The sequence below is a fragment of the Acinetobacter sp. NIPH 542 genome, from assembly GCF_000369825.1.
Taxonomy (GTDB): domain Bacteria; phylum Pseudomonadota; class Gammaproteobacteria; order Pseudomonadales; family Moraxellaceae; genus Acinetobacter; species Acinetobacter oleivorans.
The window spans coordinates 617,746-634,736 of record NZ_KB850206.1 but is presented as its reverse complement, the minus strand read 5'-3'; the positions used below and the strand labels follow the sequence as shown (position 1 = coordinate 634,736).

At 39.3% G+C, this 16,991-nt stretch carries 17 protein-coding genes; 2 read left to right on the top strand and 15 right to left on the bottom strand.

Annotation, left to right across the window (positions count from 1 at the left end):
* The first annotated feature begins 453 nt into the window (after positions 1–453).
* Positions 454–1,650, top strand: a complete 1,197-nt coding sequence (locus tag F886_RS08535; RefSeq protein ID WP_005303798.1) for a reverse transcriptase domain-containing protein — start codon at positions 454–456, stop codon at positions 1,648–1,650.
* Positions 1,651–1,707: 57 nt separating this feature from the next.
* Here F886_RS08535 and F886_RS08530 read toward each other — a convergent pair whose 3' ends face one another.
* From F886_RS08530 to paaA, 15 genes are all read right to left on the bottom strand, one after another.
* A complete protein-coding gene (locus F886_RS08530; RefSeq protein ID WP_005303797.1) occupies positions 1,708–2,553 on the bottom strand; it encodes a hypothetical protein in 846 nt (281 codons plus the stop codon).
* A complete protein-coding gene (locus F886_RS08525; RefSeq protein ID WP_005303795.1) occupies positions 2,528–3,025 on the bottom strand; it encodes a hypothetical protein in 498 nt (165 codons plus the stop codon). The genes F886_RS08530 and F886_RS08525 overlap by 26 nt, the downstream gene beginning before the upstream one ends.
* A 178-nt stretch (positions 3,026–3,203) precedes the next feature.
* Complete coding sequence (locus F886_RS08520) at positions 3,204–3,587, bottom strand: PaaI family thioesterase (protein ID WP_005303793.1); 384 nt, start codon at positions 3,585–3,587, stop codon at positions 3,204–3,206.
* Positions 3,588–3,664: 77 nt separating this feature from the next.
* On the bottom strand, positions 3,665–4,270 hold the full coding sequence (locus tag F886_RS08515) for a DapH/DapD/GlmU-related protein (RefSeq protein WP_005303791.1): 606 nt from the start codon (positions 4,268–4,270) through the stop codon (positions 3,665–3,667).
* The gene (gene paaX, locus F886_RS08510; protein ID WP_000062822.1) at positions 4,257–5,222 is read right to left on the bottom strand and encodes a phenylacetic acid degradation operon negative regulatory protein PaaX; all 966 of its coding nucleotides are present in this window, start codon (positions 5,220–5,222) and stop codon (positions 4,257–4,259) included. The genes F886_RS08515 and paaX overlap by 14 nt, the downstream gene beginning before the upstream one ends.
* A 53-nt stretch (positions 5,223–5,275) precedes the next feature.
* Positions 5,276–6,565: a phenylacetate--CoA ligase PaaK gene (gene paaK, locus F886_RS08505; protein ID WP_005303789.1), complete on the bottom strand. Its 1,290-nt coding sequence runs from the start codon at positions 6,563–6,565 to the stop codon at positions 5,276–5,278.
* Between the two features lie 40 nt (positions 6,566–6,605).
* Entirely contained in the window at positions 6,606–7,814 is a 1,209-nt protein-coding gene (pcaF, locus tag F886_RS08500; protein WP_005303787.1) for a 3-oxoadipyl-CoA thiolase, read from the bottom strand.
* Between the two features lie 12 nt (positions 7,815–7,826).
* A complete protein-coding gene (locus F886_RS08495) occupies positions 7,827–9,365 on the bottom strand; it encodes a 3-hydroxyacyl-CoA dehydrogenase (protein ID WP_005303785.1) in 1,539 nt (512 codons plus the stop codon).
* Positions 9,366–9,367: 2 nt separating this feature from the next.
* Positions 9,368–10,159 carry a 2-(1,2-epoxy-1,2-dihydrophenyl)acetyl-CoA isomerase PaaG gene (gene paaG, locus F886_RS08490; RefSeq protein WP_004841647.1) on the bottom strand — a complete coding sequence of 264 codons (792 nt, stop codon included), beginning with the start codon at positions 10,157–10,159 and terminating at the stop codon, positions 9,368–9,370.
* A complete protein-coding gene (locus F886_RS08485; RefSeq protein ID WP_005303783.1) occupies positions 10,159–10,932 on the bottom strand; it encodes an enoyl-CoA hydratase-related protein in 774 nt (257 codons plus the stop codon). Before F886_RS08485 ends, paaG begins: the two co-directional genes overlap by 1 nt.
* Before the next feature lie 8 nt (positions 10,933–10,940).
* Complete coding sequence (paaE, locus tag F886_RS08480; RefSeq protein ID WP_005303780.1) at positions 10,941–12,002, bottom strand: 1,2-phenylacetyl-CoA epoxidase subunit PaaE; 1,062 nt, start codon at positions 12,000–12,002, stop codon at positions 10,941–10,943.
* A 23-nt stretch (positions 12,003–12,025) separates the two neighbouring features.
* Positions 12,026–12,526, bottom strand: a complete 501-nt coding sequence (paaD, locus tag F886_RS08475; RefSeq protein WP_005303779.1) for a 1,2-phenylacetyl-CoA epoxidase subunit PaaD — start codon at positions 12,524–12,526, stop codon at positions 12,026–12,028.
* Between the two features lie 16 nt (positions 12,527–12,542).
* Positions 12,543–13,298, bottom strand: a complete 756-nt coding sequence (gene paaC / locus F886_RS08470; protein ID WP_005303777.1) for a 1,2-phenylacetyl-CoA epoxidase subunit PaaC — start codon at positions 13,296–13,298, stop codon at positions 12,543–12,545.
* A 12-nt stretch (positions 13,299–13,310) separates the two neighbouring features.
* Positions 13,311–13,601, bottom strand: a complete 291-nt coding sequence (paaB, locus tag F886_RS08465; RefSeq protein WP_000389648.1) for a 1,2-phenylacetyl-CoA epoxidase subunit PaaB — start codon at positions 13,599–13,601, stop codon at positions 13,311–13,313.
* A gap of 32 nt (positions 13,602–13,633) precedes the next feature.
* On the bottom strand, positions 13,634–14,572 hold the full coding sequence (gene paaA / locus F886_RS08460; protein ID WP_004793398.1) for a 1,2-phenylacetyl-CoA epoxidase subunit PaaA: 939 nt from the start codon (positions 14,570–14,572) through the stop codon (positions 13,634–13,636).
* Between the two features lie 266 nt (positions 14,573–14,838).
* Between paaA and paaZ the strand changes: the two genes are divergently transcribed.
* On the top strand, positions 14,839–16,941 hold the full coding sequence (paaZ, locus tag F886_RS08455; protein ID WP_005303775.1) for a phenylacetic acid degradation bifunctional protein PaaZ: 2,103 nt from the start codon (positions 14,839–14,841) through the stop codon (positions 16,939–16,941).
* Positions 16,942–16,991: the final 50 nt, after the last annotated feature.

Genomic DNA, 16,991 nt, shown 5'->3' with positions numbered 1-16,991 from the left:
GATAGGAAGTCATGCCTAACTAGAATACAGCAACATTTAACTATCCCCTCTTTTAAATGATCAAGGTTATATCTCTCAAATTAAATAGGTATTTAAATTAGTTCTAATATCATTTAGAAGTTATTGGAATACTTTAACTACTCTATCGAAGTATAAAAATATAAATTTTTAAATATGACTAATTAGAAAAAGCTCTATATTGATACAACAATAAAAATGTTATATTGTCAGGCAACCAAACGGTCAGCACTAACTCATTAATGCTCTCACTGTTGTAAACATTTGGTTCGGGCGAAAACACAGCAATGTGCTTGTCAACTGAACCATGACGAGGGTCTGGCTAGTCTTATCACCGATGAGATGAGCTATGTCCATGTTGATAACTGTGCCCCTTTTTAACCATTATGAGATAGCTTCACAAGTACGTAATGGAACAGAAGGTTTTTATTAAAAATGTTATTTTATGATTTTTTAAAAGAAGATTTTGATTTTTACTTCCAAGAGTTTAAAAAGAAAAATATAAATAATTACGATAAAAAATATCATACCAATTATATTTCAATTAAAGAGTTTGAAAAAGATATTAAAGTTAATTCAGAAAATATTTTCAATTCTATAAAAAATAACAATTATAAATTTCAATCTCTATATCCTATAGTTATTGAAAATAAAAAAGAATTAAACAAAAAGCCACGATTAATTTGCATACCAACAGTTAGAGATCGCCTAATACAGATGATCTTAATTTATTATATTTCAATACATTTAAAAAATGAATTAGCTGTTCTTAAATCCCAAGACTTTTCTGTTTCTGGTGTAGGAATTTTAAAAGCTCGTCAAAAAGCTAAGGATTTGAGAAATACTAAACCCTATGTATTAAAGACAGATATATCTTCTTTTTTTGACAATATTGATCGAGCAAAATTATTAAATGAAATAAAGGAAGTAATGCCACCAGATATACTTTATTTATTTCAGTCAATTATTTATTGTGATCCAAGCATTCCTTATGAGTATAATAAAGATTATAAAAAACTAATTTACTCTAAGTTAAGAAAAGGTGTAAGGCAAGGTATGCCTATTTCTCCACTTCTTGCTTCTTTCTATCTAAATGATTTTGATGAATGGTTAATTAAGAAGAAATACAAGCATGTACGTTATGCTGACGATCTGATTTTTTTTCTTGACTCAGAAAAGCAATGTAAGGAAGTCTATAGAGAAGTTTCTCAAGAGTTACTTAATTTAAATTTAACTTTACCCACACTTGAAGAAAATACAAAGACTCAAATTATTTCTCCTAAAGAAACAGTCAATTTTTTGGGTTTAGATCTGCGTTATGAAAATGAAAGATATAATTGGTATATTCCATCCCACGTAATTGAAAATGTAAAATATAATTTATTATATCTAACTAATATTCAAAATAATCTCAAAATGAAATTAAATTTTTCTAAAACTATAAGCCGTATGGATCAAATTATTTCTGGCTATCAACATTGTTATAGTGATGCTGACTCTTTAAACTTAAAAGATTTTAATAAAAAACTAATTTTAGAAAAGCAAAAAGCTATTAATTTACTTTTTAAAAATTTAGGAATTGATATCAGCACAGTACATTCACAATATTTAAAATATTTATTAGACAATTAAATATTTAATTGTCTAATATTTTTGAATACCTTGTATTTAATTTATATACAAACATTATCATTTTCTACCTATTTTAATTAAGCTTGTAGCCAAATTAGAAGGGGGTGATTTACTGAAATGTATATGAATATGTGGAAATTCAATTTTTTCTTTAGTAAAACAGCATTCTTTGAATATTTTTTTAGATTCTTTACATGGACACATATCATTTTCGTCAACAGTATTAAATTCAGAACGATCAATTAATTTTTTTGTTTTAAATGGCTTCCAATAATCAAAAGGAGATTGTAATCTTTCTGATATAAAATCAACTGCGCTATAATCATAATCTAGCATTAGTATACATGATTTTTGGACAGGGTTTTCTACCATAGAAATTTCTTTCAGCTCACAGCCCCCATCTGCTACATGCACACACAATTTACCATTATATAATTTACCTTTTTTATGAATACATTTATTCCTTGGCCGAATAACATGCCCACATATTGAACATATATACTGCTTTATTGTTGCACCAATACTAAAGAAAATTTTATAAGGAAATAATGATTGCCAACTCTCAACAATTTCTTTGTAGAAATCCAAATTATATTTTTTTATAAAATCTTCTTCTACATTTTTCTCTAGAAAAGATATATCTATTTCTACCCTTTCTAATAAAACCCAAGCGTCATAATGCTTCTTATCTTTCAATAAAAAGAAAGTTTTAATATATCTATCTTTAACTATGAGTATAGTTTTCAACTTCCACAAAAAGTTAGATAAATCTTCATCTCCTTGTTCCTGAATATTTTCTAACAGTTTACTAACTTCTTCTAAAGCAACTTTATAGTGACTTTCATTAGTAGAATTGCTTAGTAATAAAGTATCTATATTATTTAGCATGTCGATTAACTTCATTGTCTCTACTCAACTCATTAACTTTATCTAGAACACTATTAATATGCTCAGCTTTACCACGATAGGCTACCTTGATATTCTTATCCTTGTTCTTTTCAATTATAATATTGACCTCTATTTCATCATCACTTTTAGCCTGCAATTCATTTGAAATATAATCGCTCATAACATTTGTGAATATTGGTACAGCTACTTGAGCTACTAAAAAAACACCTAACCAATGTGCTTTTGAATGTAATGCTAACTCTTGGTACTCCTCATCAAATGCAAAAAGTTCAACTTCATTTTCACCTAATTCTTCTTGTAAATAAGAAAAAATATCAATTGTACCAGTATGAAATGCATCATTCTGCCTAACACTAGGAAGAATTAAAACACTAACGTCCCTATTTAAAATTAAAGGTTTTTCATTTTTCAAAGTTGAAAATTTTAAATCTGTTTCTTCCACCTTAAACAATTGATCTGAAATCATTTATTCCCACCTAAAAATTTAAATTTTATCTGAAACTTTCTTTCAATTATTTCTATTTAATATAAACCAAAGCTAAGTAAGATAACCATACTTAGCTTTGGAAAATAACCAGCTTATTCAACTTTATTATTATCTTAATGTATTTTTGCTCTGGATCTAACTACCTCATAACCACACATTACGGCGCAAGCCTGTAACACGTAGATGTAAACAAAGCGACTCTATTATTCAAACCATCTGTTATTAACACTTCATAATGCGCGAATTTTTTACTACTTCCAACCTTGGTTGCCGTTGCCAATAACACCCTATCTTTCGCACCGCTCATATAGCGAATATCAGCCTGTAGGCCAGTATATGGCGCATCCCCTGCATTACAAGCCATCGCAAAAGCAATATCTGCTAAAGAAAATATCACGCCACCATGTACGCCGCCCAAGGCATTCATGTGTTCGTCTTTCACATTAAGCTGACAACGCGCTTCATCAAAACTGCGATGCAGCACTTGAACACCCAATAGCTCTGCGAACTGATCAACCGCAGTAGTTTCCATTTTTTGCACAAACGTCTCCCTACTCGTGCGAGTATTCCTTAAGTGTTATGAACTCATGTGTATTGAAATCGACTTATGAATAGTCGTTAAACACTATCTTGTTTAATCTGATAGTTTGAAGAACGAAAGTCCTTATAGGTCAGGCGGTCATCTAACTCTGAGCTTAAAGGCTGAACTTCTTGCATTGAGTTTAAGCAGCGCTGTGCAAGTTCAATGTATTCTTGCGTACCGCGGGTTTTCCACTTTTTTTCTTGTTCTGATAAATCACGTGCAACCTTGGCAGGACTACCCATTGCCAATACATTTGCCGGAATAATATCTTTGGTTTTAACCAAACTATTTGCACCAATAATGGTGTTTTCACCAATTTCGGCATAGTCCAAAATTACACTGTTCATGCCGACCAAAACATTTTTTCCAATGCGGCAGCCATGTAAAGTTGTGCCATGTCCAATGTGCCCCATTTCCTCAACCAAAGTCACGCTTTGCGGAAAGCCATGTACGGTGCAATTGTCTTGTACATTGGCATTTTGCTTAATATGAATACGACCAAAATCGGCACGCAATGAGGCAAATGGCCCTACATATACACCCGCTTCAATAATCACATCACCAATTAAAACAGCGGTTGGGTGTACAAAAGCGTCTGGGCTAACGACTGGAATAACACCGTCAATACTATAACAAGGCATGATTTAACCTCTCATTTGTCGCCACCAAACCTCCGAAACGGCGCCAGTAATGTGCTGTGGCATTTGGCATTGGTCCTTCTGCTGTTGCGGCAACAGACAGGAAGTATTCATCGGCAGGTTCAAATACTTTTTTATAAATATTCATTGATAAAGTTCGTGCACTAATCGCCGGCCAATCAGTTGGCAACAACTCAAGCGGTAGTGCTGGGTCTTTCAATAAAATCCGTCGATAATAATGAATCAGCAAAGTTCGAATTTGAAAGGCCTGAACAGGTTCAAGTTGTTCGTTTTCCTGCATCAACAACACGCCAATTTCTCTAAAAATATCGAGAAACTGTAAATATCTTTGGCGTAATTCATCGATTGGCCAATTGGTTCTAAGCATACGACCAATGGTATCGACCGAATTATTAAAGAGCTGCAAGGTTTCGGCTTTAAACACTACCACTTGCTCACTCATATTTAAGTCAACCAACAAGCGTTGCAGTTCAATACGGTTACAACCCGGATAAGCCATTAAGTTTGTCGAAATATTGGCAAATCCTAACCATTCGAGTTCTTTCTTTAACAACGCTTTATTTTCAGTGTCGAGGCTAGACATCAGAATAAGATCCCAATAATGATCCCACTCTTTCATCTGGTCGTTATAAATGCGTTGCTCGGCCTGTAAATAAGTCGAACGGCTTGAATCGGTAATTCGATAAAAACTGGTTCTGCCGATTTTGTCCGAACATAACCAATCATTTTTAACTAAACGAAAAACAGAGGTTCTTACAGCACGGTCATTAAAGCCAAACAGCTCTAATAACTGAATCAGGCTTGCAAGACTAATGTTTCCACCCCGATGAAGTACTGAATCTCCAAAAATTGTCGAAATAAGCGAAGTTCCACTTAAGGTTTCATTCTTTACAACAGAATCAATTATTTGCTGTATTTTTGCACTCATACTCATGTCTTGGCGTTTAGTTTCAGGGTATAGATTCTATACCCTGAATGATCTTGATGTTAAGCAATCTGACGCATATCGATTACCCGCTTTGCCTTACCTTCCGAACGAGGTAAGGTCGCTTCTGTCACAACTTCTACAGTAACGCTAATCCCAATCATGGTTTTAATGCGTTTCATCAACTCCTGAGCAAGTTGATTTGCCTGTATATTACAGTTATGACACATCTCTGTACGAATATGCAAAGTATCCATATGTCCTTTTTTAGTCACCAAAATTTCATAATTTGGAACTAGATGCGGAACTTGCAAAATTTGCTCTTCAATTTGAGTCGGGAAAACGTTCACGCCACGAATAATCAGCATGTCGTCACTGCGGCCCACAATTTTATCCATTTTACGCATTGCCAGATTTTCACCAGCCAGTAAACGGGTCAAATCACGAGTACGGTAACGAATAATAGGTAAACCTTCTTTGGTAATGGTCGTAAAGACTAACTCGCCAAGTTCACCATCTTTACAAACTTCACCTGTTTCAGGGTTAATAATTTCAGGATAGAAATGATCTTCCCAAATGGTTAGTCCTTCGCCCTCGCCTAGACATTGCATCGCAACGCCCGGCCCCATTACCTCAGACAAACCATAAATATCGAGCGCTTTAATATTAAGACGTTCTTCAATTTCACGGCGCAGTTCATTGGTCCACGGCTCGGCACCAAAAATACCCACTTTTAAAGACGTATTACGTGCCGTACCAAATTGTTGCTCGAGCTTTTCAATAATACTCACGCAATATGATGGCGTAACCATAATTGCAGTCGGTTTAAAGTCTTGAATGAGCTGAACTTGCTTTTCAGTTTGCCCGCCAGACATTGGAATAACCGTTGCACCTAAGCGCTCAGCGCCATAATGCGCACCTAGACCACCTGTAAATAGTCCATAACCGTAGGCAACCTGAACCATATCTTTCGCGGTTAAACCTGCCATGCGTAAGCAACGCGCAACTATGTCCGACCAAGTATTAATATCTTTTTGGGTGTAGCCCACTACTGTCGGTTTACCCGTTGTGCCTGATGATGCATGTAAACGCACAATCTGTTCTTGTGGCACAGCAAACATCCCAAACGGATAGTTGTCTCTTAAATCCTGTTTGGTGGTAAATGGAAACTTCGCCAGATCGTCTAAAGATACGAAGTCGTCAGGATGTACACCTGCTTCATCGAACTTTTTCTTATAGACCGGACTATTTTCATATACAAAAGTCAGGGTTTGTTTTAACCGTTTAGTTTGCAGCTCTCTAAGCTCTGCAAGTGTTAATTGTTCAACATTATCCGTTGTAAGGCTGTCCATCGCCTATCTCCTCATTATGTAATTTTTAAAACCGTCTAAATTAATTTAAATTTTCCAAAATCAGTGCGACACCTTGTCCAACACCCACACACATCGTGCAAAGTGCGTAGCGTCCACCTCGTTTTTTTAGCTCACGTGTTGCCGTAATCACTAAACGTGTACCGCTCATACCGAGCGGATGGCCTAACGCAATCGCACCGCCATTTGGGTTCACGCGTTCATCGTCATCTTTTAGCCCAAGTTCACGCATACAAGCCAAAGATTGGGCTGCGAATGCTTCATTCAGCTCAATCACATCCATCTGATCTAGCGTTAAACCTGTTTGCTTTAGAATTTTCTGTACAGCCGGAACAGGACCTATACCCATATATTTGGGTTCAACCCCTGCACTTGCAATGCCTATCACGCGTGCTAAAGGTTTTAAACCATGTGTATCTGCAAATTCACGGTTGGTAATGAGCACACACGCCGCACCATCATTTACACCAGAGGCATTTCCGGCAGTCACCGAACCACCTTCTTTTTTAAACGGTGCTTTTAGTTTAGCGAGTGCTTCAAGTGTCGTTTCACGCGGATGTTCGTCTCGATTAACAACGTTCACGTTTTTCTTACGGTCTACAATCTCGACAGGCAAAATCTCATCGTTAAAGAAACCGTTTTGTTGTGCCGCAGCGGTTTTTTGTTGGCTACGCAATGCAAACGCATCTTGATCTTCACGACTAATCTGATATTTTTCAGCTACATTTTCCGCAGTTTCCGGCATGCTGTCGGTGCCGTATTGCGCTTTGAGTTGCTTATTTACAAAGCGCCAGCCAATGGTGGTGTCATAAATTTCAGGTGTACGGCTAAATGCTTCGGTTGGTTTAGCTTGTACAAATGGTGCACGGCTCATCGACTCCACACCACCCGCCAACACAAACTGCGCTTCACCTGCTTTAATTGAGCGTGCTGCAAGTCCTACCGCATCTAAACCCGAAGCACACAGGCGATTGACTGTCATCGCTGGTACTGTATCAGGTAAGCCTGCTAACAGTGTTGCCATACGTGCAACGTTACGGTTGTCTTCACCTGCTTGGTTGGCACATCCCAAAAACACTTCGTCTACCGTATTCCACGGTAGGTTCGGGTGTTTATCTTTTAAATATTTGATTGGTAATGCAGCTAAATCATCTGCACGTACTGCACTTAAGGCACCTGCATATCGTCCAATTGGGGTACGAATAAAATCGCAAATTAAAACGTCTTCCATGTTGACTCCTGATTATGCAAATTCGGTCATATCACGTGAATATTGAGTAGCAATGTTTTGAGTTTTCGCTACATATTGCTTGAGGTAGATACTCGCGCGATATTTTTCCTCTCCATACAGTGCATATAAGTTATTTAAGGTTTGGAGCACATAAGCACCGCCCATTTGTGTCAACCACTGGTAAGGACCCTTAGGATAATTCACTCCATATTTCATGGCATTATCAATATCTTCCAGACTCGCAACACCATGTAAACTTGCTTCGCAGGCTTCATTAATCAGTAAAGCAATGGTGCGTAAGGTTAACAGTGCCGGATGGTCTTTAATCCATATCACGCTGATGCCAAACTGTGCAAAGTAAGCCTCCACTTTAGCGAGGTCACTTGCTTCACAAAGTTCGTTATGACTGAGTACTAAAGCTTGCGCCTGTTCAAAATCATGGTGCCAATCCATTAAAACCACTTTACGGCTTAAGTAATGAATATTGGCCGACTCCCCTTGGCTTAAACGTAAGTCGATATCATCAATTTGAAGGATATTGTCGTCGCTCGCAGATCCGCTTTTTAAACCTAAACGCGTTAAAAATGCAGGTAGCTGAGACCAAGTCCCTTTGAGTTGAATATGGGCATCGACTGGTTTGGCAATTACAGCTTGAGGCTGAAATGTCTCGTACTGATTTTTTTCGTTATAGCGATAAAAACCCTGTTTTGACTTACGGCCCCAAGCACCCGCATCGACTAATTCTTTTTGAATCAGGCTTGGACGGTAGCGTGGCTCGTAAAAAAACTCTTGGTAAACGCTTTGAGTTACCGAAAAGTTAACATCTTGCCCAATAAGGTCTGTAAGTTCACACGGCCCCATCGCAAAACCACCGCATTGCTTTAAGGCATAATCTAGCTGGTCGTAGCTAGTGACTTGTTCTTGCAATGCTCTAAAGCCTTCTGCATAAAATGGTCGTGCAATTCGGTTAACAATAAAACCAGGAGTCGACTTGGTGAGTACTGGAATTTTTTTCCAGCCGAGCATCAAGTTTTTTAAAGCCAAACATAAGCTGTTTGGAGTTTTTAAGCCTTGTACAATTTCAACCAGTTTCATGACTGGTGCAGGGTTAAAGAAGTGTAAACCCACTACGCGCTCTGGGTGAGCAATGCCCGCCGCAATTGCAGTCACTGAAATTGAAGATGTATTGCTTGCAAAAATGGTTTGCGAACTACAAATTTCAGCAAGTTGTTTAAATAAAGATTGTTTAACTTCTTTTTTCTCAACAACTGCTTCAATAACTAAGTCGGCATCACGTAGTGCTTCAACTTGATTGACCACAGTTAAACGCGCTAAGGCTTCATCAGCTTGCTGCTCTGTGAGCTTGTTCTTTTCAACCAGCTTTTTAAACGTCTGCTCTAAGCCGTGAACGGCTTGTTGCGCTTTTTGAGCGTCCAGATCATATAAAATGGTTGAGTGCCCATTTACGATGGCTAACTGGGCAATGCCGATGCCCATAGTGCCAGAACCAATAACGGCAATTCGGGCACGAGATAAGTCTAAATCTGTCATGCTTAGCGCCCTTTAAAATTTGGTTCACGTTTATTCATAAAGGCTTGTACACCTTCACGATAATCTTCGGAACGACCCGCAATACGTTGTAAGTCACGCTCTAACAGCATTTGCTCATCAAAGGTGTTATTACTTGATTGATGAATGGCTTTTTTAATGAGAGATAGACCAAATGTAGGCTGTTTCGCTAAACGCTCTGCGAGTTCAGTCACTTTTGTTTTAAGCTCAGCGTCTTCTACAACATCCCAAATCATGCCCCATTCTTTTGCTGTTTCTGCTGGGAGCTTGTCACCTAATAAGGTCAAACCCATCGCACGCGCATGGCCTACAGCACGTGGTAAAAACCATGTACCCGCCGAGTCTGGAACCAGTCCTAAGCGGCAAAAGGCTTGTACAAAGTTTGCCGATTTAGCTGCAATCACCAAATCACATGCCAGTGCAATATTTGCTCCTGCACCTGCTGCCACACCATTTACGGCGCAAATGACAGGTTTTGGCATATTTACAATCGTTTTAATGAGCGGGTTATAGTAAGTTTCAATGGAATATCCTAAATCTGGAGCTTCAGCATTTGGGTCTACTACACGATCACCTAAATCTTGCCCTGCACAGAAGCCGCGGCCTTCACCACTAATCACAACACAGCGAACATCGGGATTTTTGGTCCACAGGTTTAAAACCTCAGCCACTTCACGGTGCATATCAACGTTAAAGCTATTCAGTGCTTTTGGGCGGTTAAATGTCAGGTAGCCAACACCATTTTTTTCTTCAGCAATAATATTTTGATAGTCCATCACTCACCTCTAAACACTGGCTTTCTTTTCTCAAAGAAAGCATTAATCCCTTCGTTTCGATCTTTTGTAGCCGCCAGCCAGACAAAGTTTTGACGTTCAAACTTGAGTCCCTGACTTAAAGTCGTTTCATGAATACTTTTAATTGATTGTTTAATCACGCGAATCGCTAAAGGCGCTTGTTTGGCAATTTTGGCTGCAAGTTGAACCGCATATTCAACGGTTAATTCGGTCGGAACCACTTGACTGCAAATGCCATGTTGCTCTGCCTGTTTTGCCGAAATCATCTCACCTGTCATGGCCCAGCGCATGGTGAGCTGTTGCCCAACCAAGCGTGCTAAACGCTGTGTTCCGCCTGCACCCGGCAACATACCAAGGCCAATTTCGGGTAAAGCAAAACGGGCATTTTCACCGCAAATCACCATATCCGAATGCAAAACCAGCTCAAATCCAGCACCTAAGGCATAGCCATTGACTGCACTAATCAGTGGCTTACTAAATGCATCAATTTTTTGCCAAAGCTTCGGGCGAATATCGAGTTGCAAAGTCACGGCGTCCATTGCAGCCAGCTCGCTAAGATCTGCTCCAGCAGCAAAACATTGTGAGTTACCTGTTAAAACCACTGCTTTGACTTGAGCATTATGTTCAGCTTCTTCGAGCAACTCGCATAAACACTGCAATGTTGCATTGTTTAAAGCATTTCTTTTTTCTGGACGGTTTAGCGTTAATAACAAAACACCGTCAGTTGCTGTGCTGGCTTTGATTAACTCTTGCATGACAGCCTCTACTCATCAAAACTCAAACGAACATTTGAGCCTTTTGGTAAGGTTTGACAGCTCAGCACATAGCCCTTTTCAACTTCATCTTTTTCAAGGCTATAGTTAAGGAACATATCTACTTCACCAGAAACAACTTTACAACGACAAGTCGCACACACCCCGCCTTTACAGGCATACGGTAAGTCAGCACCCGCACGTAAAGCCGCATCAAGAATACTTTCATCGTCCTGAGCCACAGAAACAATCAGTTCACGACCATCTAAAATGATGTTTACTTTTTCTTCTTTACGGTTTGCATCAGCTTCAGCGCTACGTTTACGAGCCTGCCCTGTATGGAAACGTTCAGTGTGGATTTTTTCTTTTGCAATACCATAGTTTGGCAAAGTGCTTTCTACAGCATTCATCATTTCGTCTGGACCACAGGCAAAAACATGGTCAAAACTTGTTTCAAGCACATCAAAATCAAAAAGGCGTTTAAGTTTTTCTTCATCAATACGACCATTCATCAGTTCACTATCGTTGAACTCACGAGAAAAAATATTGATGAGCTGAAAACGTTCTTTAAACTGATCTTTCAAATCCATAATTTGCTCGGCAAACATGGTTTGTTTCCATGAGCGATTGCCATAGAGCAAGGTAAATTTCGCTTCAGGTTGTTCAAATAAAACTTGCTTAACAATCGATAAAATTGGGGTAATACCACTGCCCGCAGCAACGCCTAAATAGTTTTGTCCGCCTATCTTGGCTGCTTTTTGAAAAAACACACCTTGTGGTGGCATCACTTCAAGCACATCACCCACTTTCAAATGGTCATTTGCCCAATTTGAAAATTGACCCTGATCAATTTTTTTAACCGCAATACTGATGTCTTCTTTTGCTGCATAGCTACAAATTGAATAACAACGACGGATTTCACCAGCTTCAGTTAAGTGGCGAATGGTTAAGTGTTGACCCGGTTGAAATTGGAATTGTTCTTGTTGTTCAGGTACAACGTCAAATGCAATACAAATTGCCTGATCGGTTTGAGGCGTAATACTTTTTACTTTTAATGGTACAAATTGGCTCATGGCTGATTTCCTTATCTAAAGACTTAAATACATTTGAAGTAATCAAAAGGCTCAAGACAGTCCTGACATTTATAAAGTGCTTTACAGGCGGTAGAACTAAACTCTGTTAACAGTCGGGTGTGTCGGCTTTTACAACGTGGGCACTCGACACCATCATTTAAGTGAACATGAGTCCCACACTGATGCGCCAACCCTTCTGGTGGTGCAATGCCATAAACTTGCAGTTTCTTTTTACCCGCTTCAGACATCCAGTCCGTGGTCCATGCTTCTGACAAATCGACCATCACTTTGACTGGTGTCAAAGCTTCTGCGGTAAAGGCTTCAGCAATTTGTGCTTTCAACATATCTGTTGCTGGGCAACCGCTATATGTCGGAGTTAGACGAACAATAATTTCTTGTTGATCGTTAATCTCTACACCGCGAATCATGCCTAAATCAACAACCGATAAAACCGGAATTTCAGGGTCACTTACCGTTTGTAGAACATCCCAACATTGGTCGATGCAATGACGAATCATTTGCATGGCTCACCTCCTTGTCTTACCAGGTCATTCCCGGATAAGTTCTTTGAATACTTTGCATTTCAGCCAACAAATAACCTAAATGCTCAGTATGCAATCCTTGTTTTGCACCACGACGATAAGCACCGTTCACAGCAACATTTAATTCAAAGCGCTTAAGCTCATCTGCAATGGTTTGGTTCCATTGTTCTTTTTCATTTGAAAAATCTGGAATCACGCCTTCTGCAACTAGTGCTTGCTCGTCTGCATTGAGTTCAAATAACTCAGCAGTAAAGCGCCATAAATTATTTAAACCGTCTTGTACACGTTGATGCGCTTCATCTGTGCTTAAACTTAAACGTTCCATCCAGCTTGTTGAAAAGCGGATGTGATATTTCACTTCTTTTAAAGATTTCACAGCAAGCGCACTGACTTCTGGAAGTGAGCTCTGGGTTAAAGCCGTAAATAAATGAAGATGGTAATGGTCCATCAACCACTGGCGTACAATCGTTTGAGCAAAATCACCATTCGGTTGTTCGCATAACAATAGGTTTAAAAACTCACGTTCTGTACGGAAATATGCAAGCTGATCTTCATCACGTTTAGCTTCATCATATTGACCAGCCAAAGTCAGAAAGTTTCTTGCCTGACCTAATAAGTCCAAACCGATGTTTGCTAAGGCAATATCAACTTCAAGCTCAGGTGCATGCCCACACCACTCAGCCAAACGCTGAGATAAAACCAGTTGACTGTCGCCAATATGCAATAAGAATTTAGATAAAACTGAATGATTCATGTGTCATCTCCCTTACATGTGCTCAATGCCATCTGGGATATGGTAGAAAGTCGGATGACGATAAACCTTGTCTAAAGAGGGATCGAAAAATTCAGCTTTTTCATCTGGCTGTGATGACTTAATCAGTTCAGAACGAACCACCCAAATGCTGATTCCTTCATTACGACGTGTATAAACATCGCGTGCATGTTGAAGTGCGATTTCATCATCAGGTGCTCTTAAGCTGCCTACGTGACGGTGGCTTAAGCCTTGTTTACTACGTACAAATACTTCGTAGAGCGACCAGTTGTTTTTATCTTCCATTTTGATTTCCTCAAATTTTTCCATAAATCTTGTTAAGCCACTTTGTTCGCTTCAAGCTGCTGTTTTTTCGCGTAGACTACTGCTGCATCACGAACCCATTTGCCGTTTTCCCATGCTTTACGGCGTGCTTCGATACGCTCGTGATTACATGGTCCACGTCCGGCAATCACTTCATTAAATTCGTGCCAGTCGATCTCGCCAAACTCGTAGTGGCCTGTTTCTTCATTCAGTTTTAAATCTGGGTCTGGTACTTCCAAACCCAGCTGTAAAATTTGCGGCACAGTGTTATCAACAAACTTTTGACGTAATTCATCGTTACTAAAGCGTTTGATTTTCCATGCCATGCTTTGCGCGCTGTTTGGAGAATGCTCATCACTTGGACCAAACATCATGAGTGCTGGCCACCAGTAGCGATTTACCGCATCTTGTGCCATCTGTTTTTGTTCTGGTGTACCGCCTGCTAAAGCCATCATGGCTTCAAAACCTTGGCGTTGGTGGAAACTTTCTTCTTTACAAATACGTACCATTGCACGTGCATATGGCCCGTAAGACGTACGGCAAAGCGCAACTTGGTTCACAATGGCTGCCCCATCGACAAGCCAGCCAATCGCAGCAACATCTGCCCAAGTCAAAGTTGGATAGTTAAAAATTGATGAGTATTTCATTTTCCCATCAATTAATTTTTCCATCATGTCATCACGGTCAGCGCCTAAAGTTTCTGCTGCACTGTACAAATACAAACCATGACCCGCTTCATCTTGCACTTTCGCGAGCAAAACCGCTTTACGTTTTAAAGTTGGCGCACGAGTAATCCAGTTCCCTTCAGGCAACATACCTACAATTTCAGAATGGCCATGTTGCCCAATTTGACGAATCAATGTTTTGCGGTAGGCATCGGGCATTTGATCCTTAGCCTCGATCGTAATTTCATTGGCAATATTTTGTTCAAATTTCTGGTAGTTGTTTTCCATTCTTTCATTCCCTGTAGGTATCACCCTTAAATCTATTTTTCGATACACTAAAAACAAAGTCAATCACTTTTTTAGTATCAAATTAAATTAGACCTACAAAAACACAATAAATATTTGAAATAAATTAAATTTAATTAAAAACAAAAAACCTTTTTACTTTTACAAATCAAAATAAAGTTGACTTTTAGACAAATTAATCTGAAATTATGAATCATATTTTTTCAATTTTTATAATTGACGTATCACATAAAAAAAGGAGTTTGGTCATGCTTGAACAAGCACACCTAGAAGGAACCTCAACTGACACAGATTTTCAGCAGTCTGGGCATCAACTGCCTCATCTTGCTTCTTCTGTCTATGGAACATGGCATTCGACCAGTGAAGAACTGCGCCCTGTTTATCATGCTATTACAGGTGAATCGATTTATGCCGTAAGTAGTCATGGCATTGATATGAAACGTGTTGTTCAATATGCCAAACAAAATGGTTCAGAACTGGCTAACTGGACATTCCACCAACGTGCTAATGCGTTAAAACAAATTGCCCAACATTTGCTTGAGCGTAAAGAAGAGTTCTACAAACTTGCTTATGCCACAGGCGCAACTCGTAAAGATGCATGGATTGATATTGAAGGTGGCATCCAGACGTTATTTGCTTATTCAAGTCTGGTTCGCCGTGAACTCAATGACGAAAAAATTATTACTGAAGATAGCTGGATTCAATTATCTAAAAATGGAACTTTTGGTGCTAAACACATTTTAAGTCCTAAAGCAGGTGTTGCCGTTCACATCAACGCATTTAACTTCCCAATTTGGGGAATGCTTGAAAAGATTGCACCGACGCTACTTGCAGGTGTGCCATGTATTGTGAAACCTGCAACAGATGGTTCTCAATTAACTCAAGCGGTTGTAAAAGCCATTGAAGAAGCCCATGTATTACCAAAAGGCTCGCTACAACTTATTTGCGGTCAGACTTATGACTTGTTCGACCACTTAGGTCCACAAGACTGTGTTACGTTTACAGGTTCTGCTTACACAGGTCAAAAACTGCGTAACCACCCTCACCTCAATAAATATTCGATTCCATTTAGCATGGAAGCCGACTCGGTAAACAGTGCAATTTTAAGCCCTGAGGCAAATGAAGAAACGATTGATTTATTTGTGCGTGAAGTCTTCCGTGAAATGACCACAAAAGCAGGCCAAAAATGTACTGCAATTCGTCGTGCATTTGTTCCTGACAACTTGTTAACTACTGTACAAGAGAAGCTAACTGCCAAGCTTGCTAAAGTTGTAGTGGGTGACCCTCAAAAAGAAGAAACAACCATGGGTGCTTTAGCGAGCATAAAACAAAAACATGACGTTGCAGAAAAAGTTGCCGAGCTCAGCAAAGACGCAAAAATTGTTTTTGGTGGCAACGATAGTTTTACATTTAATGCAGACCATCCTGAAAAAGGTGCTTTTTTCGCTCCAACTTTATTGGTGTGCGAACAGCCTTTACAAGCGACGAATGTTCATACCACAGAAGCTTTCGGTCCGGTATGTACACTCATGCCATATCAAAACATTGAAGAACTAGCTGACCTTGTTTCACGTGGTGAAGGCAGCCTAGTGGCTTCTGTCGTTAAAAATAACGATGAGAATATTGAGCAGATTATCCAAAAAATTGCGCCTTGGCATGGGCGTGTACATGTACTCGATGCAGAGTCAGCAAAAGAAAGTACCGGACATGGTTCACCACTTCCGCATTTAGTACACGGTGGTCCTGGTCGTGCAGGTGGCGGTGAAGAGTTAGGGGGTATTCGCGCGGTTAAACATTATATGCAGCGCACTGCAATTCAAGGTTCTCCAAATAGCTTGACGCAAATTACTCACTCGTGGACTGCTGGTTCAAAAGTTAACGAAGACCGTGTACATCCATTTAAAAAGTCGTTTGATGAATTAGTGATTGGTGAACGTTTATTAACGGCGCGTCGCACCGTAAGCGAAGCAGATATTGTTAACTTTGCTGGTTTAAGCGGTGACTATTTCTATGCACATACTGACAAAATTGCAGCTGCCGAATCTTTCTTTGGTGAGCGTGTTGCACATGGCTACTTCATTGTGTCTGCCGCAGCAGGTCTATTTGTAGATGCAGCACAAGGCCCTGTGATTGCCAATTATGGTATGGACAACTTACGCTTTGTTGAACCAGTTAAAATTGGTGACTCTATTCAGGTTGAATTGACCTGTAAGCAAAAAACGCCTAAGCCACAAAAAGATCCGTCTCAGCCTGCACATGGCGTTGTGGTGTGGGATATTAAAGTCAAAAACCAACGTGGTGAACTTGTCGCAACCTACGACATTTTAACTTTAGTTGCTCGTGATTTATAAATATAACTCAAACTGATGGATAGCTAATATCCATCAGTTTTTTTATATTA